This window comes from Nocardiopsis sp. KDC1DS13DA1 (assembly GCF_055632325.1).
Window position 1 is genome coordinate 155,990 of sequence record NZ_JBVMUY010000015.1, and the last position, 26,044, is coordinate 182,033.

Here is a 26,044-nt window from a genome sequence, read left to right on the forward strand (position 1 = left end):
GAGGGGAGGGAGTCGGCCGGTAAGCCGGATTCTGTCGGTCCCAAGGGACCGGACGGCCATCCATCTGGGGCCGCCGTTGCCGACGGCCTCGGTGCGGTCTACCCGCGGACTCGGGCGGGCCGCCCTCGAACATCCGCGCAGGAACCCGAAGGCTCCCTTTTTGACCTTGCTCCGGGTGGGGTTTACCTAGCCGACCGGATCACTCCGGTCGCTGGTGGTCTCTTACACCACCGTTTCACCCTTACCACCGCGAGCGGTGGCGGTCTGTTTTCTGTGGCACTGTCCCGCGGGTCGCCCCGGGTCGGTGTTACCGACCACCCTGCCCTGTGGAGTCCGGACTTTCCTCGACCCCGTACCGACGGCACGGAGCCGCGACCGTCTGGCCGACTCCCCCTCGCCCAGCATTCTACGCCCGTCAGCCGGGGGCCCCGTCCAGATGGGCGGTGTCGTTGAGGGACCGGACCACCATGGGACCGTCCGCGTAGCAGTCCACCTCGGTCAGGCAGGCCGTGTCCAGATACATCCGGTACAACGCCGTGATCGGGGCGAGCATCGCCTGCTGCACGATCACCTTGATCGGCGTCACATGCGTGACCACCAGGACGGTGCGCCGCGCGTACCGTTCGATCAGGGCGTCGCGCGCGGCGCCGACGCGCGCGGCGGCCTTGGCGAAGCTCTCACCCCCGGGCGGCGCCACCTCCGGATCCGACATCCACCGCCCGACCTCGTCGGGCGCCTGGGCGTGGGCCTCGGCGAAGTTCATCCCCTCCCAGGCCCCGAAGTCCGTCTCCACGAACCCCTCGTCGACCTCGACCGGCAGCCCGAGCCGCTCGGCGGCGTAGGCCGCGGTGTCGCGGGTCCGCCGAAGCGGGGAGGAGACCACCGCGTCGATCGGCATGGCGGACAGACGGTCCGCGGCCGCCCTGGCCTGGAGGTGTCCGTGGTCGGTCAGCGGGAAGTCCCCGCGCCCGGCGAACCGGCGCTCCACGGACAGCGGGGTCTGACCGTGGCGCAACAGCACGAGCCTGGTCGGTTGGCTTTCGAAGGTTCCCCAGGCAGTACCCACTACTCCGCCCCAGCTCCCAGACCCGACTCCTCGGTGCGGACCAGGATACGGCGGCAGTCCTCGCAGCGGACGACCTCGTCGGCGGGCGTCGCGCGGATCTCGTTGAGCTCCACCGTGCTCAGGGCGAGCTTGCACCCGCCGCAGCGCCCGTACCGCAGCGGCGCGGCGGCCAGACCGTCGTGCTGCTGGCGTACCTTGTCGTACAGCGCGAGCAGGTCGGCGGGCACGTCGGCGGCCACGCGCTCACGGTTGCGGACGACCCGGTCCCGGTCCAACCGGATCTCGGCGGCGGCGGTGTCGCGGCGGGCCGTGACCTCGGTGTACCGGGCACGCAGCTCCTCGTGCTCGGCGGTCAGGCGGGCGACCTCGGCCTCCAGGCCCTCGGCGCGCTCCATCACCTCCAGCACGACCTCCTCCAGCTCGGACTGGCGGCGGCCCAGCGAGGCGATCTCCGACTGGAGGTTCTGCAGCTCCTTGGCGTTGGTGATGGCACCCGACTCCAGGCGCCCGGAGTCGCGTTCGGCGCGCGCCCGCACCTGGTCGACGTCGCTCTCCGCCTTGCGCTGTTCACGGCCCACGTCGGAGATCCGCGTCCGCACGGCGATCAGTTCGGCTTCGATCTCGTCCGCGCGCTCCTTGAGCTCCGCCGCCTCGGGTGCCTCCGCGAGGGTACGGGCACGGTGGTCCAGACGCTGGAGCTCGGTGTCCAGGGCCTGGAGGTCGAGCAGTCTGGCCTGTGCGGCGGGTTCGGCTTTCACTTGTCACGTCTCCTGGAGTGGCTGGGGAAGGCGGGGTCGCCGTCCACGCCCGTCTCTGTGCAGTTGGGTTCGACCGCCCGGTGGGGCGGAAGGGGGCCTCAGATATGGGAGAAGGCCTGCGACCAGGCGTCCGTCACGATCGTCGACACCCGGATCTCCACGTTAGCCCCATCGGGGTCGTTCGCGCGCGCGAGTGCGTCGGCCAGGTGGATCGCCCCGTCGGCGAGCCAGGGCCACTCACTGGCGAAGTGCGGGGTGTCGATGAGGGCGGGACCGGGCTCCTCGACGAACTCCGAGGCCGGGTGGTGGCGCAGGTCCGAGGTGACGAACACGTCCACGCCCGCAGCCCGGGCGGCGCCGAGCAGCGAGTCCCCCGCCCCGCCGGACACGGCGACGGTGGTGACCAGGCGGTCCAGGTCACCCGCGACGCGGATCCCGGGGGCCGTCGCGGGCAGCCCCTGGGCCACCTGGGCGGCGAAGTCGTGCAGGATCATCGGCCGGTCCAGGTCCCCGATCCGCCCGATGCCGCGCCGTCCCCCGGGGTCGGTGGTGTCGGGGTCGAGGGGGCGCAGCTCCCCGTTGAGGCCGACCGCGCGGGCCAGGGCGTCGGACACCCCGGGCGAGGCGGTGTCGGCGTTGGTGTGCGCGGTGTACAGGGCCGCTCCGGCGCGGATGAGCCGGTGCACGACGTTGCCCTTGGGGGTGTCGGCGGCCACGCTCGTGACACCGCGCAGCATGAGCGGGTGGTGGGTGATGACCAGGTCCGCCCCCCACTCCAGGGCCTCGTCCACGACCGCGGCGACCGGGTCGACGGCGAACAGGACGCGCCGCACGGTCTGCTCGGGGTCCCCGCACACGAGGCCGACGGCGTCCCAGGACATGGCCCAGCTCGGCGGGTACATCTCCTCGAAGGCGCAGATCACGTCGGCCAGGCTGTGGTGGGGTGGGGTCGCGGTGTTCACGGCCCCGACACTAGCGCCTCGGCGGACCCCGGTGCCCGGAAATCCGGTTCGCGGCCCCGTCCGTGAGTCGGGCTCCCAGCGCGGCCAGGCGCGCGGCGACCTCGGGCGGGGCGTCGAGGTCGAAGTCGGCGCCGAGCGAGAGCACGGCCATCGTGTACTGGCAGACCAGGTCGAGCGAGTCGGCGCTGATCCGGACCACGCACGAGTCCGGTCCCGTGGCCTCGACCGCGCCCGGGACCGGCCCGTACAGACGGGAGCGCACGCTCTCGGCCGACAGGTCGAGGCCGATCCGCGCGGTGTGCTGGTGGGTCGCTCCGGCGAAGGAGCGCAGGACGTACTCCGCGGGGTCGGCGGCGGGCAGCTCCCTGGGGGTGAAGCGGCCGTGGGTGCGCCGGATGCCGTCCATCCGGTCCACCCGGAAGGTGCGCCAGTCCCCGCGGTCGGTGTCGTGCGCGACCAGGTACCAGCGGCCCCCGTGGTCGACCAGGTGGTGGGGCTCCACCCGGCGCCCCCCAGCACGACCCGCGCGGTCCCGGTAGTCGAAGTCCACGACCGCGCACTCGCGACAGCACGAACCGAGCATCGCCAGGTCGCAGGGGCTCACGGTCGGCACATCAGCACGGCGCACAGCCGTGGTGGTGCCGTTGACGGCTGCCAGGCGCGGGCGCAGCCGGGCGGGCAACACGCGTTGGAGCTTGGCCAGGGCCTGGAGCGCGCTCTCCTCGACGCCGGAGACGGTCACCAGGCCGAGCCCGATCGCCACCGCCTCCTCGTCGTTGAGCAGCAGCGGCGGGAGGTCGTGCCCGGGAACGAGCCGGTAGCCTCCGGCGACCCCGGGGACGCCCTCCACCTGGTAGTCGAGCGACCGGAGCCGGTCGACGTCGCGGCGGAGCGTGCGGGCGCTGACGCCGAGCCGTTCGGTCAGCTCCGTGCCCGCCCACGCACGTCGGCTCTGCAACAGGGACAGCAGGCGGAGCAGCCGCTGCGGCATGCCCCTGCGGACCGATGTGTCGTACATGCGCTCAGGATGCCAGGAATCGCGGCCAGGATGTGGCCGCATCGCCTTCTACGTTGGCCGCATGACGCAGACGACGCAGGACACGAACGTGCAGCGGGCGCTGGCCGCCCGGGTCTCCGGGCCGGTGCTGTCACCGGCGGAGGAGGGATACGACACGGAGCGCACGGGGCTCCAGCTGCTGGGCAGGCACCGGCCCGCGGCCGTGGTCGGCGCGACCGGCGCGGAGGACGTCCGGGCGGCCGTGGCCGTCGCCGCGGACCACGGGCTCAGGGTCGCCGTCCAGGCCAGCGGCCACGGGGTGGGGGTCGCCCTGGACGGAGGGGTGCTGATCGGCACCCGCCGCATGGCGGGGGTCCGGGTGGACCCCGACCGGCGCACGGCGTGGGTGGAGGCCGGCGCGCCCTGGGGGCGGGTGATCGCGGCCGCCGCCGAGTACGGGCTGGCCCCGCCGTCCGGGAGCGCACCGGGCGTCGGCGCGGTCCCGTACACGCTGACCGGCGGTGTGGGACTGCTGGCCAGAACCCACGGATACGCCGCCGACCACGTGACACGGCTGGACGTGGTGACCGCGGACGGACGGTCGCGCCGTGTCTCGGCGGAGGAGGAACCCGACCTGTTCTGGGCCGTGCGCGGCGGTGGCGGATCCTTCGGTGTGGTCACCGGCATGGAGATCGCGCTCGTGCCGGTCGACCGGTTCTACGGCGGCAGCCTGTACTTCGACGCCGACCGGGCACCCGAGATCCTGGACGCCTGGCGCGGGTGGACCGCGACGGTCCCCGAGGAGCTGACCTCGGGCCTGACGAAACTGGTCCTCCCCGACGTGCCGGGGGTCCCCGAACCGCTGCGGGGCAGGCACGTCGCGCAGGTGGCGGTGGCCTGGGCGGGTCGGCCCGGGCGGGGACCGGCCGTGGTGGAGCCGCTGCGCGCCGCGGGACCGGTCCTCATGGACACGCTGGGCGAACTCCCCTACGCGGAGTCGGGCCGGGTCTACGCCGAACCGGACCACCCGCACGGCTACCGGTCGCGCAACCTCCTGGTGGACGGGCTGGATCCGGCCGCGACCACGAGGCTGACCGAGCTGACCGGCCCCGGGCTGCCGTTCATGACGGTGGTGGGGCTTCGCCACCTCGGCGGTGCCCTCGCACGCCCGCCGGAGGCGCCCAACGCCGTCGGCCACCGCGACGCCGCCTACTCGGTGACCGTGCTCACCGTCAGCGGGGACGGCGCGGACGGGGCCGAGGCGCGTGCGCTCCGGGACGGGGCCGCGTCGCTGTTCGACGGACGCGTGGTCGGGCGCTCGCTCGGTTTCAGCTTCGGCCCGCTCACCGACGCCGAGGTGCGGGAGGCCTTCGCTCCGGAGGACTTCCACCGCCTGTCCCGGATCAGGGCCGCCCACGACCCGGGCGAGGTCGTCCTGGCCAACCACCGGGTGCCACCGCTGGTGTGAGAGGCGGGAGCGGGTCCGGCCGGTGCGGCCGGACCCGTGCCCGTCTGCGTCTAGGCTGGTCCCCGCTATGAACAAAGAACAACAGCGGCCCGAGTCCCCGGTCGGAGCGCACGTCCCGGTCGCGGGTGGCATGGCCACCAAGGGCCTGGCCTACGCCCAGGAGATCGGCGCCGAGACGGTACAGGTGTTCGTGTCCAACCCGCGCGGGTGGGCGACCAACGCAGGCGACCCGGAGCAGGACGCGCGGATGCGCGAGCGCTCCGACCTGCCGCTCTTCGTGCACGCGCCCTACCTGATCAATCTGGGCACGCCCAGCGACGAGACCGCGGAGAAGTCGGTCCGGTCCCTGGAGCACGCCCTGGTCCGGGGCGGCCAGATCAACGCGCGCGGCGTGGTCGTACACACCGGGTCCGCCGTCTCGGGCGGACGGGAGGCCGGTCTGGAGCGCACCAGGGACCGGCTGATGCCGTTGCTGGAGCGGCTCGGCGACGACGTGCCGCCGGTACTCCTGGAACCGATGGCCGGGCAGGGGCAGGTGCTGTGCGCCACCGTCGACGACCTGGTTCCCTACTTCGAGGCCCTGGACTGGCACAAGAACGTGGGCGTGTGCCTGGACACGGCGCACATGTTCGCCGCCGGACACGACATCTCCAGTCCGCAGGGCATGCGTGAGGCGCTGGACCGCTTCGGGGAGGTCGTGGGCGGGGAGCGGCTGCGGGTGATCCACGTCAACGACTCCAAGGAGCCGTGCGGGAGCAAGAAGGACCGCCACGAGAACATCGGTGCGGGCCACATCGGCTCCGAGCCGTTCGGGGAGCTGTTCACGCACCCGGTGACCGCGGGGGTCCCGCTGATCCTGGAGACGCCCGGCCCGGCCAAGCAGCACGCGGCCGACGTGGCCACGCTCAAGGGGCTGCGCGAGGACCGGACCGGTTCGTAGCCCGAGTCCGCCGGGACCGCCGCTCCGGTGCGGGTCGGCGGGCGGGGCGCTCAGCCCCTCCCCCGCTCCTCCGCGGCGGCCCGGGCCCACTCCTCCACCTCGGGGAGGTGGGGGAACAGGGCGGTCTGGAGCTCGACGCTCTCGGTGTCCGGATGGGACTCGGGGGTGCGGTCCCGGAAGCGGCTGGAGCGCTCGCGGACGAAGTCCGTCAGCGCGGTGGCGAACTCCCGCGCCTCCTCCGGGGTCATGCGCACGTGGCCGAGGGTGTCACCGGCGGCCGCACTCCAGCGTCTGACCGCGGCGGAGGAGGGACGGGCCCGGGCGTAGGCGTTCCACGCCTCGAAGCGCTCCGCGCGCGCCCGGAAGTAGCGGACCAGGACGTCCTGGGCCATCTGACGCGTCCGGGGGTCGCGCAGGAAGTCGTAGCCGGCCATGGACCAGCCGCCGGGACGGACCCGCCACCAGCGTTCCCGACCGCCGCCGTGGCCCGGGTCGTCCTCGACGAACCCGAACCGCGACAGCTGGCGCAGGTGGTAGCTGGTGGAGCCGCTGCTCTCGCCCAGCCGCCCGCCCAGGATAGTGGCGGTGGCGGGTCCGTTGCGCCCGAGTTCGTCCAGGATCCGTTCCCGGAGCGGGTGGGCCAGTCCGCGCAGCGCGCTGGCGTCGATCTCCATCGGTTCCGGCGGCTCCGGTTCGCCCGGCCGCTCTCCGGAGGGGCGCTGGTCGTGGGACATGGCCTCACGTTAGCGGTCCCCGCTCCCGTCGGTGTCAGCGGTCGGCGGTGGCGGCCAGGGCCGAGGCCGCCTCGTCGCAGGTCCGGGCGCACGCGCCGATGGCCCACCGGAAGGCGAACACCGCCGTCAGGATCGCCAACCCCCCGGCCAGGTAGGGCAGGGCCAGGTCCAGCCGCCCCAGGAAGCCTCCCGTCAGGGCGCCGACGGGGGCCAGCCCCCAGCCCAGCGTGCGGAAGGCCGCGCCGACGCGTCCCCGGAGGCGGTCGGGGACGACGATCTGCATCATCAGCGACCCCGCGGTGTTGGACGCCGTCATCGCCAACCCCAGCAGCGTCCAGGCCACGGCACCGAGCCAGGCGTTGGGCAGCACGGCCATGAGGACCAGGGCCGCCCCAATCCCGGCATAGCCGCCGTACATGACGGCGGCGCGGCCGAGCAGCGCGATGAGGCGTTCGGCGGACACCGCTCCCAGGACACCGCCGACGGCGATGGTGGCCAGGAAGAGCCCGTACAGCTCCGGGCCGAGCCCCCACTCCTCTCTCAGATGCAGGACCAGGACGGCCGTGCCCATCTGGAGACCGATCATCATCACGGCGTTGGTGAGCGCCATCTCGCGGATCATCCGGTCGCCGAGGACGAAGGCGAAGCCCTCACGCAGCGACCGCCGCGCCCCGCTCTCCGCCCCGGGGGCGTCGCCCCGGGACGCGCCCGGGGCGCCCGTGCGCCGGAGCGCCACCACGACCAGGGCCACGAGCACGGCGCACAGGGCGTAGGACACCGCCGCCCCCGCCAGGGGCAGCACCGCGGCGACGGCGAAGAGCATCCCGCCCACGGGTTTGGCCACGCAGTCCTGGGCGACCAGACGTCCGCCCTCCAGCCGCCCGTTGGCCCGGTCGAGCGACCGGGCCGGCACGAGTCCGGTCACCGCGATCCGGCTGGCCGGGTCGGAGACCGTCTCACAGCAGGTGACGGTGAACAGGACCGCGTACATCGCCGCCATGGTCACCTGGCCGGCGGCCACGACCAGGGCGAGGACCGCGACGGCGACCGCGCAGACCGTGTTGGCGACGGCCATGGCCCGCAGCCGGTCGACCCGGTCGATGAGCACCCCGGTGAACGGGGCGATGAGCAGCCACGGCAGGAAACGCGCGGCCAACAGTCCGGAGACGGCGAGCGGGTCGTGTGTGAGCGTGGCGGCGACCAGCGGCAGGACGGCCGACAGCACACCGTCGCCGAGGTTGGTGAGGGTTCCCGCGGCCCAGAAGCGGTGGAAGTTCGCGCCGAGGCGCGCGGGCGGTCCGGTCGTTCCCATGCTGACTCCTTCGAGGGGGTGACCGAACGCTATGGCAAAGTTCTCTTTGCAAAGAGATCCACGCAAAGAAAGTTCTGTGGCTCTCGTCGGCTACACGGGGTCACCACGGACACGGCCCGGGAACGGGACCGGATTCCCGTGCGCCCAACGATGGGGGACAATGGTGACGCCCGTGACCGGGCGCTGTGCGGAGCGAGGGAAGGGAGCCACCCGATGGAGCCGGTGTCGATGGTGGTCGGGGCGGTCATCGCGGTGGTGGGGTTCGTCGCCGGACGCCAGGTGACCAGGCGTCAGGCACGCGCGTCCCTCGCGCAGCAGCGCCAGCACGAACAGCATCGGGCGGTGCAGGCCGGGCACCAGCCGCCGCAGCCGCTCTGCGGATGCGGGCACCACCTGGTCTTCCACGAGAAGGAGACCAGGAAGTGCCAGACCCAGGTGGTCATCCCCGGCCGCTGGACGGGCCAGGCCGGATCCACCTACCGCCAGTGCATGTGCCAGGGCTACCGGGGCCCCATCCCCCTGGACGAGTACTACGCTCCCGACCTGACCGAGGGGAACAACCCCTAGGACGGCGTCTCCCGCGCCGCCCGGCCCCGGCGCCACGCGCGACGCCCACCCCCAGAACGTCACTCTCCGCGACATCTGTGCGCCTGCTCCGGCTCCGACCGCAAAGACCGACCCCTCCCTCCCCTCGGACCGGCGTCCCCCTCGGCGATCCCACGGCACGACGGCCGACCGGAGCGCATCAGGTCGGGGAACACCGACCCGAACCGGGAACCGGGCCGGATGCGGGAAGCTGGGACACGGGCCGCACCGGGATGACAACCATCCGTCCCGCCGCGACAATGGCCCAGCACCGACCAGCCAGAGAGTGGACGCTTACCAGTGACGACCCCTGCGACACCCACGATCGACCAGCGCATCGCCGAGGAAATCGGCGTGGGCGCGCGCCAGGTCACCTCCGCCGTCGAACTCCTCGACGGCGGCTCGACCGTGCCCTTCATCGCCCGTTACCGCAAGGAGGTGACCGGCGGGCTGGACGACGCCCAGCTCCGCACGCTGGAGGAACGCCTGCGCTACCTGCGTGAACTGGCCGAACGCCGGACCGCGGTCCTGGAGTCGATCCGGTCCCAGGGCAAGCTGGACGAGGAGCTGGAGGCGCGCATCAACGCCGCCGACTCCAAGGCCCGGCTGGAGGACATCTACCTCCCCTACAAGCCCAAGCGCCGCACCAAGGCCCAGATCGCGCGCGAGGCCGGGCTCGAACCGCTGGCCGAGGGCCTGCTGGCCGACCCGTCGCGGGACCCGCAGGAGTCCGCCGCCGCCCATGTGGACGCGGACGGGGGCGTGCCCGACGTCAAGGCCGCCCTCGACGGCGCCCGCGCCATCCTCGTCGAGCGCTTCGCCGAGGACGCCGACCTCACCGGGCTCCTGCGCGAGCGGTTGTGGAACCGAGGGCGCCTGGGGTCGGCCGTCCGTGAGGGCAAGGAGGAGTCAGGAGCGAAGTTCTCCGACTACTTCTCCTTCTCCGAGCCCCTGACCGCACTGCCCTCCCACCGCGTCCTGGCCCTGTACCGGGGTGAGAAGGAGGAGGTGCTCACCCTCAACCTGGAGCCGGAGGAGGCGCCCGCCCCGGCCGCGGACGGCACCACCCCCCGCAGCTCCTACGAGGACGCGATCGCCCACCACTTCGGCGTCGTCGACCGCGGCCGCCCCGCCGACCGCTGGCTCCAGGACACCGTCCGCTGGGCCTGGCGCACGCGCATCCTGGTCCGGCTGGACATCGACGTGCGCATGCGGCTGTGGCAGCAGGCCGAGGACGAGGGTGTGAACGTCTTCGCCGCCAACCTCCGGGATCTGCTGCTGGCCGCCCCCGCGGGCACCCGCCCCACGCTGGGCCTGGACCCGGGCCTGCGCACGGGGGTGAAGGTCGTGGTGGTCGACGGCACCGGCAAGGTGGTGACGACCGACACCATCTTCCCGCACGCCCCCCGCAGGGACTGGGAGGGCTCCCTGGCCGCGCTGGCGCGCCTGTGCGCGGCGCACGGCGTGGAGCTCGTCGCCATCGGCAACGGCACCGCCTCGCGCGAGACCGACCGCCTGGCCGCCGACCTGCTCAAGCGCCACCCGGAGCTGAAGCTCACCAAGGTCATGGTCTCCGAGGCGGGCGCGTCGGTGTACTCGGCCTCGGCCTACGCCTCCGAGGAGCTCCCCGACCTGGACGTGTCCCTGCGCGGCGCCGCCTCCATCGCCCGCCGCCTCCAGGACCCGCTGGCCGAGCTGGTCAAGATCGACCCCAAGTCGATCGGCGTCGGCCAGTACCAGCACGACCTGGCCGAGGCGAAGCTGTCGCGCTCGCTCGACGCGGTGGTGGAGGACTGCGTGAACGGTGTGGGGGTGGACGTCAACACCGCCTCGGTCCCCCTGCTGACCCGGGTGTCGGGTGTGACCTCCACCCTGGCGCGCAACATCGTCGCCCACCGCGACGCCAACGGCCCCTTCCGCAGCCGTGAGGGGTTGCGCTCGGTGCCCCGGCTGGGCCCCAAGGCCTTCGAGCAGTGCGCGGGCTTCCTCCGGGTCCCCGGTGGGGACGACCCGCTGGACGCCTCCGCCGTGCACCCGGAGGCCTACCCGGTCGTGCGGCGCATCCTGGACCGGGTCGGCACCGACCTGCCGTCCCTGATCGGGAACAAGGCGGCCCTGTCCGGGATCCGCCCCCAGGACTTCGTCGACGACACGTTCGGGCTGCCGACGGTCACCGACATCCTCGCCGAGCTCGACAAGCCCGGCCGCGACCCGAGGCCCGCGTTCACCACCGCGACCTTCAAGGAGGGCGTGGAGAAGCTGGAGGACCTGGAGCCCGGCATGATCCTGGAGGGCGTGGTCACCAACGTGGCCGCCTTCGGGGCGTTCGTGGACGTGGGCGTGCACCAGGACGGCCTGGTCCACGTGTCGGCGCTCTCGCACAAGTTCGTCGAGGACCCGCGCGACGTGGTCAAGCCCGGCGACGTGGTGCGGGTGAAGGTCCAGGACGTCGACATCCCGCGCAAGCGCATCTCGCTCACCATGCGCCTGGACGACGAGACGGGCTCCGGCGGCGGCCGCGGCGGGCGCGACAACCGGGACGAGCGCGGCGGCCGCGGTGACCGGAGCCGCGGGCGCGGTGGCAACGGTCGTCGGGGAGGCGGCGGCCGCGGCAACCGGAACGACCGCGGCGACGCACCGTCGGGCGCGATGGCCGACGCCCTGCGACGCGCCGGCCTGACCGGGTAGCCCCTTTCCGACCGGTGACCGGGACCTCTCCCGCGGGGTCCCGGTCACACGTGGTCGCGGGGGATCACCGAGCTGAAGATCCTCGTCATCACGCGCCTGTCGCCCTCGTAGGCGTCGAGTGTGGCGTGCACGTGGAAATCGGTCACCGTCGACGTGAGCACCGTGCGGGTCCTCGTCCGCACGCACCAGTCCCCGCGGGCGAAGCCCATCGTCCAGTCCGTCTCGCCCCGGACGGTGTCGTAGTCGTCACCGACCCAGCTGTAGGTCTCCTCCGCACGCCGGGTCACCTCCAGCCCGATGTCGTCGAAGCGCACCGTCCCGAGGTCCTTGACCACGTTCAGCGAGGCCCGGTAGTGCACGAGGTCATGGGCCAGGTCCCACCGGTGCTCCGGCGGTGAGAGCTGGCTCGTCGCGACCGGGGCGGTGCCCTCGGGACCGCCGAAGGCCGCCACCGGAGGGTCGTCACCGGCGCCGGTCAGGCGTACCGGGAGCAGCACCCTCGTGTACGTGCCCGGGTACACGGCGAGCCGCACCGGCTCGGGCGAGGGCCAGGCGAGCGGCCAGTACGAGGTGGAGACCGAGACCCGGATCCGGTGTCCGGGCGGGAACGCCTGCGCGACGCCGTTGAGGGTGACCGAGACCCGGTACCTGCGCCCGGGCACGAGCTTCCCCGGCGCCTCGTGGCCGTCGGCGTGCGTGAGGTTGAGCAGCCCGTAGGTGACGCGGGTGGCCTCCCCGTCGGGGGTGACGTCGTTCAGGCGCACCGCGACCATCGCGTCGGGCCGGTCCACGGACAGTTCGAGGTCGACCACCGGGGAACCCAGGATCTCCAGCCGTTCCGGGAGCGGCACGCTGTCGAAGACGATCGAGCCGCCGTCGTCCTCCCTCTGGTCGTGGGGCAGGTCGGGAGGCGCGTTGTAGGAGCACCACTTGCCCGCGTGCTGGCCGGTGGACAGCGGTGAGGACAGGGTCAGGACGGTGCCGTCACCGGACTCCTCCCCCTCGCCCAGCACCCGGCCGTGCCCCAGGGAGCGGGACACGGGAACGATCGCCGACGACGGCCACTCCCGCGCTCCGACCCAGCGTCCCGGCCGCTCGTGGTAGGAGGTGCAGGGCGGCACGCTCTCCTGCATCCACGCCCTCAGCATGGGCACGTCCATGACGTCGTTGTCGGCGCCCTTGAGCCAGTGGTCCCACCAGCGCACCAGCTCCTGGAGGAAGCCGATGGCGGGTCCGGGCTGGCCGAGGTGGGGGTACTTGTGCGACCAGGGGCCGAGGAGCCCGAGCCGCGGCACGCGCAGCCCCGACAGGAGCCGGAACACGGCGTTGGAGTAGCCGTCGGCCCAACCGCTGACGGCCATCACGGGCACCCGGACCGCGTCCAGGTCCCGGGCGACCGACCCGTGCCTCCAGTAGTCGTCGCGGTGCTGGTGGCGCAGCCACGTCTCCAGCCAGAGCCCGCTGTGCTCCAACCGGTCGTGCCACATCCGCCGCCATCGCTCACCGACCAGTTCCGGGTCTGGAGGACAGGAGTTGTAGGCGAACATGGTGGAGGCCCAGGAGAGGTTGTCGACGAGCAGGCACCCGCCCATGTAGTGGACGTCGTCGGAGTAGCGGTCGTCGGTGGAGCAGGCGGTCACGATCGCGCGCAGACTCTCCGGGCACCGGGCCGCGACCTGGAGGGCGTTGAAGCCGCCCCAGGAGATTCCCATCATGCCGGTCCGGCCGTCGCACCAGGGCTGGTCGGCGAGCCAGGCGAGCACCTCCTCGGCGTCCAGGAGTTCCCGTTCCAGGTACTCGTCGGTGAGCACGCCCTCGGAGTCACCGCTGCCCCGCAGGTCCACCCGGGCGCACGCGTACCCGTGCCCGGCCATGTAGGGATGGTGCACCGAGTCGCGCTGGGCGGTCAGGTCGCGTCTGCGGTACGGGATGAACTCCAGGACGGCGGGCACGGGGCGCCTGTCGCTGTCCACGGGGCGCCAGAGGCGCGCGGCGAGCCGGGTGCCGTCACTGAGCGGAATGAGGACGTGGACGTCCTCACGCACCTCGTTGGGCAGTTCGCTGACGGTTCTCATCGTCTCCGGATCCTCTCCGCGGCCGGTCCTCGTCCCGGCCGCCCACGATGGTGAAGGGCAGCTCCCGCGCACAGGCGTGGAACCCGCGCTCGCACTCCTCGGAGTCCCGCCCCACCACGAAGACGTCGGCGAGTTCGAAGCTGTAGCTGTCCTGTATGGGCAGTTCGGAGAGCCACCGGCCCGCACACGCGGTGACCTCCACCCTCGCCCCCGGAACCCGCGCCTCGGCGCGCGCGACGTCCTCCGGCGCGGGAGCGGCGGACAGGAAGCCGTCGCGGAAGCTGCGCACGAACCACTTGGCGGCCATCGCGCCCCTCCCCTCGCGCTCCAGCACGGGTTCCTCCCCGAGCGCGATCCGCAGGGCGATCTCGTGGTTGGACACCCCGCGGACGAACTCGAGGAGGCGGGCGTGCGACTGGGAGTGCCGGGGGTTGATCTCCAGGAGCGTGACGGCGTCGGTCCCCGGGTCGTGGAAGTACTCGACGTTGAAGGTCGTGTCGTCGAGACCGACCCGGCTGACCACCCGGTCGGTCAGGTCGAACAGGCGGTCGCGGACCCGCTCCGGCGCCCGGGACGGGTACTCGTAGCACAGGAAGCTCGGCGTGCCGGGGTAGAGGAGGGAGTCGACGAGCGCGTAGGAGTGGGGCACCCCGTCGCGGACGTAGCCCTCGACGGTGAGCTGGTCGCCCGTGGCCTCCTCCTCCGCGAGCCCGGCCGTGCCACCGACGGAGCGCACCGCCGCGGGGGCTCGGATCCGGTCCATCACCCACTGGAAGGGCACGCCCAGCCGTGCGGCGCCCTCCCTGATCCGCCCGACCGCCGACGCGTACTCGGCACCGTCGGTGACGCGGAACGCGAGTTCGGACGAGAAGGACTTCACGGGCTTGACCCACAGCGGGTAGGAGAGGCCCTCGGGCTCGGCGGGGGACCGGAGGTCGATCACGGCGAACGCCGGCACGGCCTCGGGCACAACGGCCTGCTGCTCCAGGCGGCTCCAGTACTTGTGCTCGCAGCGGACGACCGCCTCCAGGGGCGCGCACGGTAGTCCGCGCGGTCGGCACAACAGGGGGACCAGTGAGCTGACCGGGAAGTCCCAGAGGCCGATGACCGCGTCGACCGGACCGTCGAAGTCGTCCAGCCGCCGGGAGGCGAGCGAGAACAGGGCGGGCATGTCCATCTCCCGCTCCTGGCCGATCTCGTCGAGACCGAGCAGGGTGAGGAACCGGTAGTCCCCGGCCCCCGGCATCGCGCTCAGTATCTCGCGGTTCGACTCGTCGAGCCCCACGACAAAGACGTTCGCGGTCATCGCTCACCTCCGGTGGACGCTGCGATCCCCGACCGTCCTCACCAAGCGTCCTACCGGGGATCCCGCGCACCGAAACGCCGTCGTCGCCCTTGTGGTCGGCGGCTGCGCCAGAACCCGCGCACCCGCGCGCGTGGGGCGCGGGGACTTTCCACAAGCTTTGCCCGGGGCGTGGCGCACCGCCCACCGGGGGCGCACCCCGCACCCCGGGGGACGGCTCCCCGGGGCGGAGCCCTACCTGGGGTCGAAGGACACCTCCGCCCACAGTCGGCGCACGGGCGAGGCGTCGTTGGGCTGGAGGTCGTCGACCAGGTCCCACACCCTGACCGGTGTCGCGTCGGCGGTCACCCGGGGCCAGCCCGGGTCGCCGGAGGCGGCGAAGGCGCTCCAGGCGCCCGAGAAGCGCTCCGACAGCGACCGGTGGTCGTCGGTGACCGTGTCGTCCAGCAGGAAGCGGGCCAGGTCCGCCTCCAGGGTGCCGAAGGCGAAGGGCAGGTCGAAGGCGTGGCACGCGCCGAGCCTGCCCTCCATGACGGTCGTCTCGGCGGCCAGGCGGAAGACGTGCGAGCGGCCTCCCCCGGCGGCGTGCGCCTCGGCGAAGCGCACCGTGTACTGGGAGAACAGGGCGTCGCCCATGATCTCGTCGTGGAGCTCGGCGACCGAGGCCTTCGGGTGGATCGCCCGGTACTCGTCCACCGCGTCCTCCGGCAGCCCCGCCCTGGCGGCCGCTTCGGCCAGGGCGGCCTCGTCGGCGGCGCCGGTGCCGCCGCCCAGACCGGTGAACAGGCGGTACTCGTGCGCGTTGTGGCCGATCAGCAGGTCCAGGCCGCGCGTGGCGCCCCGGGCCGCCGCCCGCAGCGGAGCGACCGGGAGGTCCGGGCCGCCGACCACGGGCGCGTAGCACGTGAGCGTCCCCGGGCGGCGGCGCAGGACCTCGTCGGTGGCCGCCAGGAGCCGTTCCGGCGGCAGGGCGGACAGGGCCTCGGGGTCCAGCGGCACCCCCGCCGCGTCGGCGACCCGTTCGGAGACGGCCAGCGCGGACGCCGGGCTGACCATGTCGGCGGGGACGCTGTGCGCGATGGCCCGGTGGAGGAGCCCCCGTGCCAGGGGCGAGGTCATCAGGCACACGACCGCGCCCGCCCCGGCGGACTCCCCCGCGACCGTGACGTTGCCCGGGTCGCCCCCGAAGGCGGAGACGTTGTCGCGGACCCAGCGCAGGGCGGCGACCTGGTCGAGCATGGCACGGTTGTCCGGACGTCCGGGCACGTGCCCGTACCCCTCGAAGCCCAGGCGGAAGTTGACGCTGACCACGACGAGGCCGCGCTCGGCCAGCCGGGTCCCGTCGTAGATCGGTTCGGCGGAGGAGCCGACGATGTAGGCGCCGCCGTGGAACCACACGAGGACGGGGGCGTCCTGCTCCGGGGCGGCGCCGGTCCACACGTTGAGCGTCAGGCAGTCCAGCGGGGTGTCGGGGCTCCAGGGGTGGGCTCCGACCATGCCGAGGCTCTGCGGGGCGGGCGGACCGAAGTCGGCGCAGTCGCGCACGCCCTCCCACGCCTCGGCGGGGCCCGGTGCGGCGAACCGGTTCTCCCCGAAGGGCGGTGCGGCGTAGGGCAGCCCGCGGAAGACGGTGACGCCCCCGTCCGCGGAGCGGGGTGAGGGCGTGCCCCGGACCCGTCCGGCCTCCGTCGTCACGATCCGCTCGTCATCCACGTGTGGCCTCCCGTTCGGTGTTCGACCCCACTTTCCTAACAACGTCAGGTTTGTGGCGCAAGGGGTCGCACGGGCCCGGTGCCCGACACCGGGGTCGACGTCCACCGGCACGCGAAGCGTGACATACCATCCGGTCGGTACGTACTCACGAGCGGAGACCACCATGCGCGCCATCCAGATCACCGAGTTCGGCGGACCCGAGGTCCTGGTCCCGACCGAGCTCCCCGACCCCCGGCCGGGCCCGGACGACGTCCTCGTCGAGGTGTCCCGCGCCGGGGTCAACTACGCCGACACCCACCAGGCGGAGAACAGCTACCTCGCCCCCTCCTCACTGCCCATGGTGCCCGGCGGGGAGATCGCCGGACGCACCGCCGACGGGCGCCGCGTCGTGGCCCTGACCACGGCGGGAGGCTACGCCGAACGGGCCCTGGCCACGCCCGTCACGACCTACGGGATCCCGGAGGGCGTCTCGGACGAGGCCGCGCTCGCGCTCGTCGTCCAGGGGGCCACCGCGTGGGTCCTGCTGCGCAGGAACGTGCGGATGGACCCGGGCGAGTCCGTGGTCGTGCACGCGGCGGCGGGCGGGGTCGGCACCCTGGCCGTCCAGCTCGCCAAGGCCTTCGGCGCGGGCCGCGTCATCGCGGTGGCCAGCAGCGAGGCCAAGCGCGAACTGGCCCTGGACCTGGGCGCCGACGCCGTCGTGGACTCCGCAGCGCCCGACATGACCGAGGCGCTGATCGCCGCCAACGGGGGCCGCCGCGTGGACGCGGTACTGGACATGGTCGGCGGCCGGGTGACCGACGAGAGCCTGCGCGCCCTGGCCCCGTTCGGCCGCCTCGCCTTCTACGGCATGGCCTCGCGTGAGGAGCCCAAGGCCGTGAAGCTGCCCAACCTCATGCGTTTCTCCACCACCGTGAGCGGTATGTGGCTCCCGCACGCCTGGTCCCTGCCCGGCGACGTGGTCGGCCAGGCGATGACGGAGATGTTCGCGATGGTGGCCGACGGCCGTCTCCGGCCGGTCCTCGGCGGGACCTACCCGCTCTCCGAGGCGCGCCTCGCGCACGAGGCGCTGCGGTCGCGCGGCACCGTCGGCAAGCTCACCCTGGACCCGTCGAAGTAGCCCTCCGGGAGCGGGTCGGCGATCCCGCCCCGGTCACCCCCGCTCGGCCCGCACGGCCTCGCGGACGGCCGGGACCACCTCGGCGGCGAACCGCCCCACCTGGGCGACCGGATCCGCCGCCGGCCCGAACAGGAACGTGTCCATGCCGTACTCGACCACCAGTTCGGTGAGCTCGTCGACCCACTGGTCCACCGGCCCCTCCAGGAACCCCCTGGAGGGGCCGTCCGTGATGGTCCCCCACACGTTGTAGGCCCGGCGGATCGACGCCGGGTCACGACCGGCCTCGGCGGCGCCCGCGTCGATCCGCGCGTGCATGTCCGCGAGCTGGTCGGGTCGGGCGAAGCCGCTGGAGGGCAGCCATCCGTCGGCCACCCGGCCCAGCTCACGCAGCAGCCGCGGACCCAGGACGCCCCACCAGATCCCGATGTCGTGGACGGGCGCGGGCCCCGGCCGCACCCCGGACAGCCGGTAGTGCTCCCCCTCGAAGCGCACCGACCGTTCACCCGACCACAGCATCCGGATCACCTCGACCGCCTCCAGCAGGGCGTCGGCGGCCTCGCGCGGCGACCGCCGACCGCCGCCCATGGACTCCACCTCCGCCCAGAACGCGCCCGCGCCGAGCCCCAACTCGAAGCGCCCCCCGGAGAGCACGTCCAGGCTGGCCGCGGACTTGGCGATGATCGCGGGCGGGCGCAGGGGCAGGTTGGCCACGTCGGGGAGGACCCGCAACCGCTCGGTGCGGGCCAGCACGGTGGCCATGAGGATCCAGGTGTCCAGGTGCGCGCGCTGGTAGGGATGGTCCTGGATGCCCGCGAACTCCAGCCCGCCGTGCTCGGCCGCGGCCACGACCGCCCACAGGGTCGACAGGTCGTCGGCGTCGGGCGAGGGAAAGACACCGAAGGAGACGCCGCGTCCGTAGTCGGTCACCTCTCCCCCCTCTCCGCCGGGGCCCCGTAGACCAGGTCCGCGTACTCGCGGTGGCGGGCGATCCAGCTCTTGACGAAGGGGCACAGCGGCAGGACCGACAGCCCGCGCGAGCGCACGTCGTCCAGCGCCCCGCGGACGAGCGTCCCGCCCAACCCGCGCCCCTCGAAGGCCGGGTCGATCTCGGTGTGCGTGAAGGTGACCAGATCACCCGTGAGGACGTACTCGGAGAACCCCGCCACCTCCCCGTCGGCCCTGATCTCGTAGCGGCGTTGGTCCGGCGCGTCGGTCACCTCGGTCGGCATGGGAGCCCCGTTTCCGCGTTCGTGTTCGTGTTCCGGGCCGGATACGGCCCGGTGCCATTGTCGCCCGGCGCCATTGTCGCCCCGCACCGCCGGTCGCCCCTTGCGGCGCGCCCACGGGTCCACGTAGAGTCCCTCCATGCATACCGACCAGTCGGTTTAAGGAGATCAAGATGACTTCCCGGTTCAGTGGACGGACCGCCGTCGTGACCGGCGCCAGCCGCGGTATCGGCCTGGCCATCGCCCAGCGGCTCGTCGACGAGGGCGCCCGGGTGTGCGTGACCGCGCGCGGGGCCGAGGCACTGGACGAGGCCGTCCGCTCCCTGGGCGGACCCGACCACGCCATCGCCGTGCCAGGCAAGGCCGACGACCCCGAGCACCAGGACGCCGCGATCGCGGCCGCCCTGGAGGCCTTCGGCAGTGTGGACCTGCTGGTCAACAACACCGGCATCAACCCGGTCTTCGGCCGCATGATCGACCTCGACCCGGCCGCGGCGCGCAAGATGGTCGAGGTCAACGTCCTGTCGGCGATCGGCTGGGTCCAGCGGGCGCACAAGGCGTGGATGGGCGAGCACGGCGGTGCGGTCGTCAACGTCTCCTCCGTCGCCGGGACCAAGCCCGCGCCCGGCATCGGTTTCTACGGCGCCACCAAGGCGATGCTCAGCCACATCACCACCGAACTGGCCGTGGAGCTCGCCCCGGACGTACGCGTCAACGGGGTCGCTCCGGCCGTGGTCAAGACGAAGTTCGCCTCCGCCCTGTACGAGGGCCGGGAGGAGCAGGTCTCCGCCGCCTACCCGCTCGGCCGCCTCGGCGCTCCCGAGGACGTGGCCGGAGCCGTCGCCTTCCTACTGTCCGAGGACGCCGCCTGGGTCACCGGGCGCACCCTGGTCCTGGACGGCGGCGTCACGCTCACCGGAGGGTTCTGACATGGAGCTGAGCGGACGCGGGACGGTCGTCACGGGCGCGGGCAACGGGATCGGCGCGGCGCTCGCGCGGCGCCTGGCCGCGGCCGGGGCGCGCGTGGTCGTCAACGACCTGGACGCCGCCGCGGCCGAGGCCGTGGCCGCCGAGATCGGCGGGGTCGCCGTGCCCGGCGACGCCGCGGGCGAGGAGGGCGTCACCTCCCTGATCGCCGAGGCGGGTGCCCACCTGGGCGCGATCGACCTCTACGTCGCCAACGCCGGTGTGGGCACCGGGTTCGGACCCGAGTCCCCGGAGTCGGACTGGGAACTGTCCTGGCAGGTCAACGTGATGGCGCACGTACGCGCCGCGCGCGAACTGCTGCCGGGCTGGCTGGAGCGCGGCCACGGCAGGTTCGTGTCCACCGTCTCGGCCGCCGGCCTGCTGACCATGCTCAGCAGCGCACCCTACTCGGTGACCAAGCACGCCGCCCTGGCCTTCGGCGAGTGGATGTCGGCGACCTACGGGGACCGCGGCGTCACCGTGCAGTGCGTGTGCCCGATGGGGGTGCGCACCGCGATGCTGGAGGCCAGCGGGGACACCGGCAAGGCCCTGATGGAGGGCGACGCGATCACCCCCGAGGAGGCCGCCGACACGGTCATGGCGGGGCTCGCGGACGGACGCTTCCTCATCCTCCCGCACCCGGAGGTCGCCCGCTACTACGCGGCCCGGGCGGCCGACACCGACGGTTGGCTGTCGGCGATGCGGCACCTGAGGTCGAAGGTGTTCACCGGAGAGGGAGAGGCATGACCGAGGAACTTCCGGGGCTGGACCCGGAGCGGCTGCGCGCCTACCTGGACCGCGCCGTACCAGGGCTGGCCTCGGGCCCGCTGGAGGGCCGCGTCATCACGGGCGGCAAGTCCAATCTCACCTACGTCGTCACCGACGGCGCGGGCAGCTGGGTGGTGCGCCGACCGCCGCTCGGGCACGTTCTGGCCACCGCGCACGACATGGCGCGCGAGTACCGGGTGATGACCGCGCTGCGCGACACCGCCGTCCCGGTACCGCGCACCCACGCCCTGTGCGAGGACCCCGACGTGCTCGGGGCGTCCTTCTACGTCATGGAGCACGTGGCGGGCACCCCCTTCCGCACCCGCGACGAGATCGCGGTGCTGGGCCCCGAGGGGACCCGCGCCGTGGCCGAGTCCCTGATCGGGACGCTGGGCGCGCTGCACGCGGTGGTGCCCGAGGAGGTCGGGCTGGGGGACTTCGGCCGGCCCGAGGGCTTCCTGGAGCGCCAGGTGCGCCGGTGGGGCAAGCAGCTGGACGCCTCACGCAGCCGGGACATCCCCGGGATCGACGAGCTGCGCGACCGGCTCGCCGGGACGGTCCCCGAGCAGTCGGCCCCCGCGATCGTGCACGGCGACTACCGGCTCGACAACGTCCTGGTCACCCCCGACGGAAGGCTCACGGCCGTCCTGGACTGGGAGATGGCCACCCTCGGCGACCCTCTCGTGGACCTGGGGCTCATGCTCGTCTACCGGGAGCAGGCGACCGACGTGGGCGGCGACTCCGCGCCCGCGACCTCCGCCGAGGGCTTTCCGACCTCGGCGGAGCTGGTGGAGCTGTACACGGCGGCCACCGGCCGCGACGTGTCCCGGCTCGCCTGGTACGTGGCCTTCGGCTGCTTCAAGCTCGCGGTGATCGCCGAGGGCATCCACCTGCGGCACAGCCGGGGACTCACCGTCGGGGCGGGCTTCGAGCGGATCGGTGCGATGGTGGCGCCGCTGGTCGAGCGCGCCCACGCCACTCTGAAGGAGGACTGATGGACTTCACCTTCGACGAGGAGACCGAGGAGCTGCGTGCGCGGCTGCTCGCCTTCATGGACGAGCACGTCTACCCCGCCGAGGCCGTGCTGGAGGCCCAGCTCGCCGAGCGCGACGACCCGTGGTCGACCGCACCGGTGGTCCGGGACCTCCAGGAGAAGGCGCGCGAGGAGGGGCTGTGGAACCTCTTCCTGGCGGGGCACCCCGAGCACGGGGGCGTGCCCAACCTCACCTACGCGCCGCTGGCGGAGATCACCGGCCGCAGTCCCAGGCTGGCGCCCGCCGCGCTCAACTGCGCCGCCCCCGACACCGGGAACATGGAGGTGCTGGCGATGTTCGGCACCGAGGAACAGAAGCGGCGCTGGCTGGAGCCGCTGCTGGAGGCGCGGATCCGCTCGGCCTTCGCGATGACCGAGCCGGACGTGGCCTCCTCCGACGCCACCAACATCGCCACCACCATCACCCGCGACGGCGACTCCTACGTCGTCAACGGCCGCAAGTGGTACATCACCGGGGCGCTCAACCCGGACTGCGCGGTTCTCATCGTCATGGGCAAGACCGACCCGGACGCCGAGCGCCACCGGCAGCAGAGCATGGTGCTCGTGCCGCGCGACACCCCCGGGGTGACCGTCCGGCGGGGGATGAGCGTGTACGGCTACGACGACGGCGACCACGGCGGCCACGCCGAGGTCGTGTTCGAGGACGTGCGGGTGCCCGCCGACCACCTCATCGGCGGGGAGGGCGAGGGGTTCGCCATCGCCCAGGCCCGCCTGGGGCCCGGGCGCATCCACCACTGCATGCGCCTGATCGGCATGGCCGAGCGGGCACTGGAGCTGACCTGCCGCCGGGTGCTGGACCGGGTGGCGTTCGGACGCCCCCTGGCCGACCAGGGCGTGGTGCGCGAGTGGATCGCCGAGTCGCGGGTGCGCATCGAGCAGCTGCGGCTGCTGGTACTCAAGACCGCCTACCTGATGGACACGGTCGGCAACCGGGGCGCCCACACGGAGATCCAGGCGATCAAGATCGCCACGCCGCGCACGGTGGAGTGGGTCCTGGACCGCGCCATCCAGGCGCACGGAGCGGCGGGCGTCAGCCAGGACCTGCCGTTGGCCGGATGGATGGCGGGCGCCCGCTCACTGCGGTTCGCGGACGGCCCCGACGAGGTGCACCTGCGGTCGCTGGCCCGCGCCGAACTGGCCCGGTACCGCTGACGGGTGCGGGGCGCGCCCGCGCGCTCCGTTCCCGACGGGGCCGCGCACCCGGGCGTCCGGGTGCGCGGCCCCGCCCGTCACCCGCCACCGCCCGGGGGCTGCTCCGCGGTGGGGCGGGCGCCCTCAACCGACGCCTCCGGCGCGGTACTCCCTACCCCACCGGCCGCAGGCCGCTGATGAGCATGTCGGCGAAGTACCGGCCGACGTCCTCCCCGGACAGGGTGCCCTCCTTGCGGTACCAGGTGCCCAGGTGGTGCACCGAGCCGAAGAAGTAGTCGACGACCAGGTCGGCGGGCACGTCGTCGCGGAAGACGCCCTCGCGCTGCCCCTGCTGGACGAGGTCGCGGAAGTGCTCGTGGTAGCGGCGCCGCTCGGCGCGCACGGTCCGCTGCTTGTCCTGGTCCAACTGGTGCATGGAGCGGAAGAAGATCACCGTGTCGTCGAGGTTGGCGACACTGGTGACGATGACGTCGGCCGCCGCCTCGCGCACGCGCTCGGCGACCGGGGCGTCCTTGGCGGCGATCCTGAGCAGGTGCTCGGTCTGCATCCGCAGCACGCGCGCGTAGACCTCGTAGAGCAGGTCGTCCTTGGAGCCGAAGTAGTGGTACATCGCGCCCTTGGTGACCCCGGCGGCGGTGACGATCTCCTGGACCGACGTCCCCTCGAAACCCCGTTCGGCGAACAACCGCGTCGCCGCCCCGAGCAGGCGCTCGGGCACGGCCCCGCGTCCGGGGTCCGTTCCGACCGTTCGCTGTACTCGCGCCATGTCCAGCCTCACCTCGCGCCCCCGTCCCGGGGGCGAACCGCAACCGATCAGGACAGCATACCGACCGGATGGTACCTGCCGTGCGCACCGACGCACGCCCGCCGCGGGGCTCAGCCGCGCAGGAGCTCCCGGGCCCGGGCGTACTTGGCGCGCAGGCGCCGGGCCCGGCCGGGCGGGAGCGCGGCCAGGCGGTCCTCGTCGGAGTTGTGGGCGTTGTCGGCCAGTTTGACGAGCCGCCCCAGGGGGTCGGCGGCCGCCCGGCGCACGAGGTCGTCGTAGGACTCCCCCGGCCCGCGCGTCACCGCCTCCACGGCGCGCACGACCTCCTCGGGGACGCCGTGCCCGCGCAGGTCGTCGGCGGTCAGCGGGGTGTCCTCCAGCACGTCGTGCAGGACCCCGGCCATCTGGGCGTGCTCCCCGTGCTCCGCGAGCAGGTCGCGCACGGCGAACACGTGCTCGACGTAGGGCCGCCCGGCCTTGTCGGTCTGGCCCGCGTGCGCCCGTTCCGCCAGGTATGAGGCCTCGGCCAACCGCATGTCCCGTCCTCCTCCGTCAACGGCTCCGCGGGTGCCATTGTCCCTCCCGGTGGTCGCCGCTCGGCCTCGGGGGCGCGGGTCCGCAACGAGTACTCACCCTGCGCCGCGGTGACCGGGTTCACAGCGCGGCCGCGGCGTCAGCCGCGGAGGGCGCAGGCGAGGATCGCGGGCAGTGACTGCCATCGGGGGTGTGCGGCGAACTCGGTGAGGAGCCGACCGGTGCGGGCGGCAGTGGTGTTGGTGACGAACCACGGCGGCTTCGGTGACAAGGACATAAAGCCGTGCAGGACGGATCGTGGTGCGGGCCGGAAGGGGCCGGTCACCACGGTGCGCTCAGTGTGGTCCAGCAGCAGGGCGTTGTGGACCACGCCGATACCGCTTTGCACGTCCTCCAAGGTGTGTCCGGGGAAGGCGCCCCAGGTGGCACGCGGGGTGGCGTAGCCGACGCCGGTCCAGGCGTTGACGGCGATGGTGCCGTAGCGCAGGTCGGCGATCGCGCCGGGGAGGCGGTGGCCGACGGCTTTGATGGTGTCGGGGTGGGCGATGAGATTGGCTCCGAGGGTGCCGTGGAGCCGGTCGTTGGCAGCGGCGATCGCGGCGTCGAGGAACCGGGTTCCGGTGCCGGGTAGTTGGGCGACGCCGAGGACCGGCGCGAAGTACTCGGTGGAGAAGGCGGACTCGTTCGGGTCCGCGAGGTCCAGTCCGGTGATGAGGGTGCGTTCCGGGGTACCGCCGGGCTTCTCCGCGTCGGGGTGGAGGCTGCGTGCGTCCTGGACGCGGGCTTCGCAGCCGGGGTACCAGGCCTGGCGTTGTGGTGCGGTGGCCAGGGCCCGGCGGAGCGCGGTGAGGAACGCGTTCTTCTGCGGCCAGTCGGAGCTGAGGATGAGGATTTGGCCGGCGACGCAGTTGCTGCCGCTGTTGTGCAGGCGCATGGTGGCGACGTGCTCGGCCTGGTAGCGCAGGTCCTGCTGGGACCACTGTCCTGGCAGGACGATGATCGGGCAGACGCCACCGAGTTCGCTGGTCATGGGCTTGGCCAGCTTGGGTGTACCCGACGCCTTGGCGGCGTTCGCCTCCTCGCCGGCCCCCCAGACCACGGCGTCGTGGGTGGCTTCGCTCCCGGTCATGTGCGCGGCGGTGATCCCCGGGTGATGCGCGAGGGCCGCGCCCGTTTCGGGCCCGCCGGTGACGATCTCGACCAGACCTCGGTCGGTGAACGGTCGGAAGATCGCCCGGTAGACGTCGGCCAGCGGGTCCGTGGTGGGGTTCAGCTTGAGGACTGCGGTGCGGTTCTCGGCGTACAACTGGTAGAGCACGTCCAGGGGCGGGATGGAGAAGACGTTGCCGGCGCCCAGGACCAGGGCCACGCCCCTGGTCCGGTGCGGTGTTCTCTGGGCGAGGCCGACCGTGGACCGCAACTCCTCCTCGGTGATGCCGGGGATGGTCCAGACCTTCGCGTGGAAGCCGTTGAGGAGCAGCCGGTCGTAGGTGTCGTAGGGAAGGACCTGGATGGCGAGTCGGCCGCCAGGGGCTCTGCTGATCCGGGTGTCGGCCAGGATGTCGGTTCCCTCGACCAGGCGGCGCAGGGTCTCCTGTAGCGCCTGGAGGTAGGTGAGCACCGCGTAGGGGCCGCTCAGCCATTCCTCGCCGACCAGGGGAGAGGCAGGGTTCAGTTGCTTGGTCCCGGCCGCGGCACGGACCCACTCGTCGGCCGCGTTCGCGGTGGCGGCCGCCATGTCGAGGAGCAGCGCGCGCCGTTCGGACAGGGACCTACGGGCCCAGGCGCGTTCGCCGCGGGCGAGCCGCTCGACGAGGGCGTCGATGGCGGGGACGGGTGTGGTGTTCATCGTGGGGC

Annotated in this window: 23 protein-coding genes and 1 other RNA gene; 9 read left to right on the top strand and 15 right to left on the bottom strand. The window is 73.1% G+C overall.

Annotated features, from left to right (window positions below; genetic code table 11):
* Positions 1–4: 4 nt before the first annotated feature.
* The 5 genes from rnpB to ACTVAJ_RS11055 all read right to left on the bottom strand — a co-directional run bounded on the left by rnpB (position 5) and on the right by ACTVAJ_RS11055 (position 3,804).
* Positions 5–391, bottom strand: an RNA gene (rnpB, locus tag ACTVAJ_RS11035) — RNase P RNA component class A.
* 24 nt (positions 392–415) lie between these two features.
* Positions 416–1,066 (bottom strand): histidine phosphatase family protein, encoded by a 651-nt coding sequence (locus tag ACTVAJ_RS11040; RefSeq protein WP_470388011.1) that lies wholly within the window; start codon positions 1,064–1,066, stop codon positions 416–418.
* Positions 1,066–1,824, bottom strand: coding sequence for a zinc ribbon domain-containing protein (locus ACTVAJ_RS11045; RefSeq protein ID WP_470388012.1), 759 nt, complete (start codon positions 1,822–1,824; stop codon positions 1,066–1,068). The genes ACTVAJ_RS11040 and ACTVAJ_RS11045 overlap by 1 nt, the downstream gene beginning before the upstream one ends.
* Positions 1,825–1,922: 98 nt before the next feature.
* Positions 1,923–2,786, bottom strand: a complete 864-nt coding sequence (locus tag ACTVAJ_RS11050) for a Nif3-like dinuclear metal center hexameric protein (protein ID WP_470388013.1) — start codon at positions 2,784–2,786, stop codon at positions 1,923–1,925.
* 10 nt (positions 2,787–2,796) lie between these two features.
* The gene (locus ACTVAJ_RS11055) at positions 2,797–3,804 is read right to left on the bottom strand and encodes a helix-turn-helix transcriptional regulator (RefSeq protein ID WP_470388014.1); all 1,008 of its coding nucleotides are present in this window, start codon (positions 3,802–3,804) and stop codon (positions 2,797–2,799) included.
* Between the two features lie 61 nt (positions 3,805–3,865).
* On the opposite strand from ACTVAJ_RS11055, the gene ACTVAJ_RS11060 reads away from it, so the two are divergent.
* Both ACTVAJ_RS11060 and ACTVAJ_RS11065 read left to right on the top strand, forming a co-directional pair.
* Positions 3,866–5,251 carry an FAD-binding oxidoreductase gene (locus ACTVAJ_RS11060; RefSeq protein ID WP_470388015.1) on the top strand — a complete coding sequence of 462 codons (1,386 nt, stop codon included), beginning with the start codon at positions 3,866–3,868 and terminating at the stop codon, positions 5,249–5,251.
* A 67-nt stretch (positions 5,252–5,318) separates the two neighbouring features.
* A complete protein-coding gene (locus ACTVAJ_RS11065) occupies positions 5,319–6,191 on the top strand; it encodes a deoxyribonuclease IV (RefSeq protein WP_470388016.1) in 873 nt (290 codons plus the stop codon).
* A gap of 50 nt (positions 6,192–6,241) precedes the next feature.
* Here the strand turns inward: ACTVAJ_RS11065 and ACTVAJ_RS11070 are convergent, their stop codons facing one another.
* Positions 6,242–6,925 (bottom strand): helix-turn-helix domain-containing protein, encoded by a 684-nt coding sequence (locus tag ACTVAJ_RS11070; protein ID WP_470388017.1) that lies wholly within the window; start codon positions 6,923–6,925, stop codon positions 6,242–6,244.
* Between the two features lie 34 nt (positions 6,926–6,959).
* The gene (locus ACTVAJ_RS11075; protein ID WP_470388018.1) at positions 6,960–8,237 is read right to left on the bottom strand and encodes an MFS transporter; all 1,278 of its coding nucleotides are present in this window, start codon (positions 8,235–8,237) and stop codon (positions 6,960–6,962) included.
* A gap of 213 nt (positions 8,238–8,450) precedes the next feature.
* Here ACTVAJ_RS11075 and ACTVAJ_RS11080 point away from each other — a divergent pair, with 213 nt between their 5' ends.
* Positions 8,451–8,804: a hypothetical protein gene (locus ACTVAJ_RS11080; protein WP_470388019.1), complete on the top strand. Its 354-nt coding sequence runs from the start codon at positions 8,451–8,453 to the stop codon at positions 8,802–8,804.
* A 318-nt stretch (positions 8,805–9,122) separates the two neighbouring features.
* Positions 9,123–11,510 carry a Tex family protein gene (locus ACTVAJ_RS11085; RefSeq protein WP_470388020.1) on the top strand — a complete coding sequence of 796 codons (2,388 nt, stop codon included), beginning with the start codon at positions 9,123–9,125 and terminating at the stop codon, positions 11,508–11,510.
* Positions 11,511–11,554: 44 nt separating this feature from the next.
* On the opposite strand, the gene ACTVAJ_RS11090 is transcribed toward ACTVAJ_RS11085, so the two are convergent.
* From ACTVAJ_RS11090 to ACTVAJ_RS11100, 3 genes are all read right to left on the bottom strand, one after another.
* The gene (locus ACTVAJ_RS11090; RefSeq protein WP_470388021.1) at positions 11,555–13,585 is read right to left on the bottom strand and encodes a CocE/NonD family hydrolase; all 2,031 of its coding nucleotides are present in this window, start codon (positions 13,583–13,585) and stop codon (positions 11,555–11,557) included.
* Complete coding sequence (locus ACTVAJ_RS11095) at positions 13,548–14,891, bottom strand: ATP-grasp domain-containing protein (protein WP_470388022.1); 1,344 nt, start codon at positions 14,889–14,891, stop codon at positions 13,548–13,550. The genes ACTVAJ_RS11090 and ACTVAJ_RS11095 overlap by 38 nt, the downstream gene beginning before the upstream one ends.
* Positions 14,892–15,122: 231 nt before the next feature.
* Positions 15,123–16,601, bottom strand: coding sequence for a carboxylesterase/lipase family protein (locus ACTVAJ_RS11100; protein ID WP_470388023.1), 1,479 nt, complete (start codon positions 16,599–16,601; stop codon positions 15,123–15,125).
* Between the two features lie 163 nt (positions 16,602–16,764).
* Here ACTVAJ_RS11100 and ACTVAJ_RS11105 point away from each other — a divergent pair, with 163 nt between their 5' ends.
* Positions 16,765–17,721, top strand: coding sequence for a quinone oxidoreductase family protein (locus ACTVAJ_RS11105; RefSeq protein ID WP_470388024.1), 957 nt, complete (start codon positions 16,765–16,767; stop codon positions 17,719–17,721).
* A 33-nt stretch (positions 17,722–17,754) separates the two neighbouring features.
* On the opposite strand, the gene ACTVAJ_RS11110 is transcribed toward ACTVAJ_RS11105, so the two are convergent.
* The gene (locus ACTVAJ_RS11110; RefSeq protein WP_470388025.1) at positions 17,755–18,648 is read right to left on the bottom strand and encodes an LLM class flavin-dependent oxidoreductase; all 894 of its coding nucleotides are present in this window, start codon (positions 18,646–18,648) and stop codon (positions 17,755–17,757) included.
* A complete protein-coding gene (locus ACTVAJ_RS11115) occupies positions 18,645–18,950 on the bottom strand; it encodes a GNAT family N-acetyltransferase (protein WP_470388026.1) in 306 nt (101 codons plus the stop codon). The genes ACTVAJ_RS11110 and ACTVAJ_RS11115 overlap by 4 nt, the downstream gene beginning before the upstream one ends.
* Before the next feature lie 170 nt (positions 18,951–19,120).
* Here ACTVAJ_RS11115 and ACTVAJ_RS11120 point away from each other — a divergent pair, with 170 nt between their 5' ends.
* Genes ACTVAJ_RS11120 through ACTVAJ_RS11135 form a run of 4 tightly spaced genes read left to right on the top strand, consistent with a single transcriptional unit; the run spans position 19,121 to position 22,887 of the window.
* Positions 19,121–19,876, top strand: coding sequence for an SDR family oxidoreductase (locus tag ACTVAJ_RS11120; protein WP_470388027.1), 756 nt, complete (start codon positions 19,121–19,123; stop codon positions 19,874–19,876).
* Between the two features lies 1 nt (position 19,877).
* The gene (locus ACTVAJ_RS11125) at positions 19,878–20,660 is read left to right on the top strand and encodes an SDR family oxidoreductase (protein WP_470388028.1); all 783 of its coding nucleotides are present in this window, start codon (positions 19,878–19,880) and stop codon (positions 20,658–20,660) included.
* Entirely contained in the window at positions 20,657–21,676 is a 1,020-nt protein-coding gene (locus ACTVAJ_RS11130; RefSeq protein WP_470388029.1) for a phosphotransferase family protein, read from the top strand. Before ACTVAJ_RS11125 ends, ACTVAJ_RS11130 begins: the two co-directional genes overlap by 4 nt.
* A complete protein-coding gene (locus ACTVAJ_RS11135) occupies positions 21,676–22,887 on the top strand; it encodes an acyl-CoA dehydrogenase family protein (RefSeq protein WP_470388030.1) in 1,212 nt (403 codons plus the stop codon). The genes ACTVAJ_RS11130 and ACTVAJ_RS11135 overlap by 1 nt, the downstream gene beginning before the upstream one ends.
* Before the next feature lie 151 nt (positions 22,888–23,038).
* Here the strand turns inward: ACTVAJ_RS11135 and ACTVAJ_RS11140 are convergent, their stop codons facing one another.
* From ACTVAJ_RS11140 to ACTVAJ_RS11150, 3 genes are all read right to left on the bottom strand, one after another.
* Positions 23,039–23,653, bottom strand: coding sequence for a TetR/AcrR family transcriptional regulator (locus ACTVAJ_RS11140; protein WP_470388031.1), 615 nt, complete (start codon positions 23,651–23,653; stop codon positions 23,039–23,041).
* Positions 23,654–23,763: 110 nt separating this feature from the next.
* Positions 23,764–24,189 carry an HD domain-containing protein gene (locus tag ACTVAJ_RS11145; RefSeq protein ID WP_470388032.1) on the bottom strand — a complete coding sequence of 142 codons (426 nt, stop codon included), beginning with the start codon at positions 24,187–24,189 and terminating at the stop codon, positions 23,764–23,766.
* 137 nt (positions 24,190–24,326) lie between these two features.
* Complete coding sequence (locus ACTVAJ_RS11150) at positions 24,327–26,036, bottom strand: aldehyde dehydrogenase family protein (RefSeq protein WP_470388033.1); 1,710 nt, start codon at positions 26,034–26,036, stop codon at positions 24,327–24,329.
* Positions 26,037–26,044: the final 8 nt, after the last annotated feature.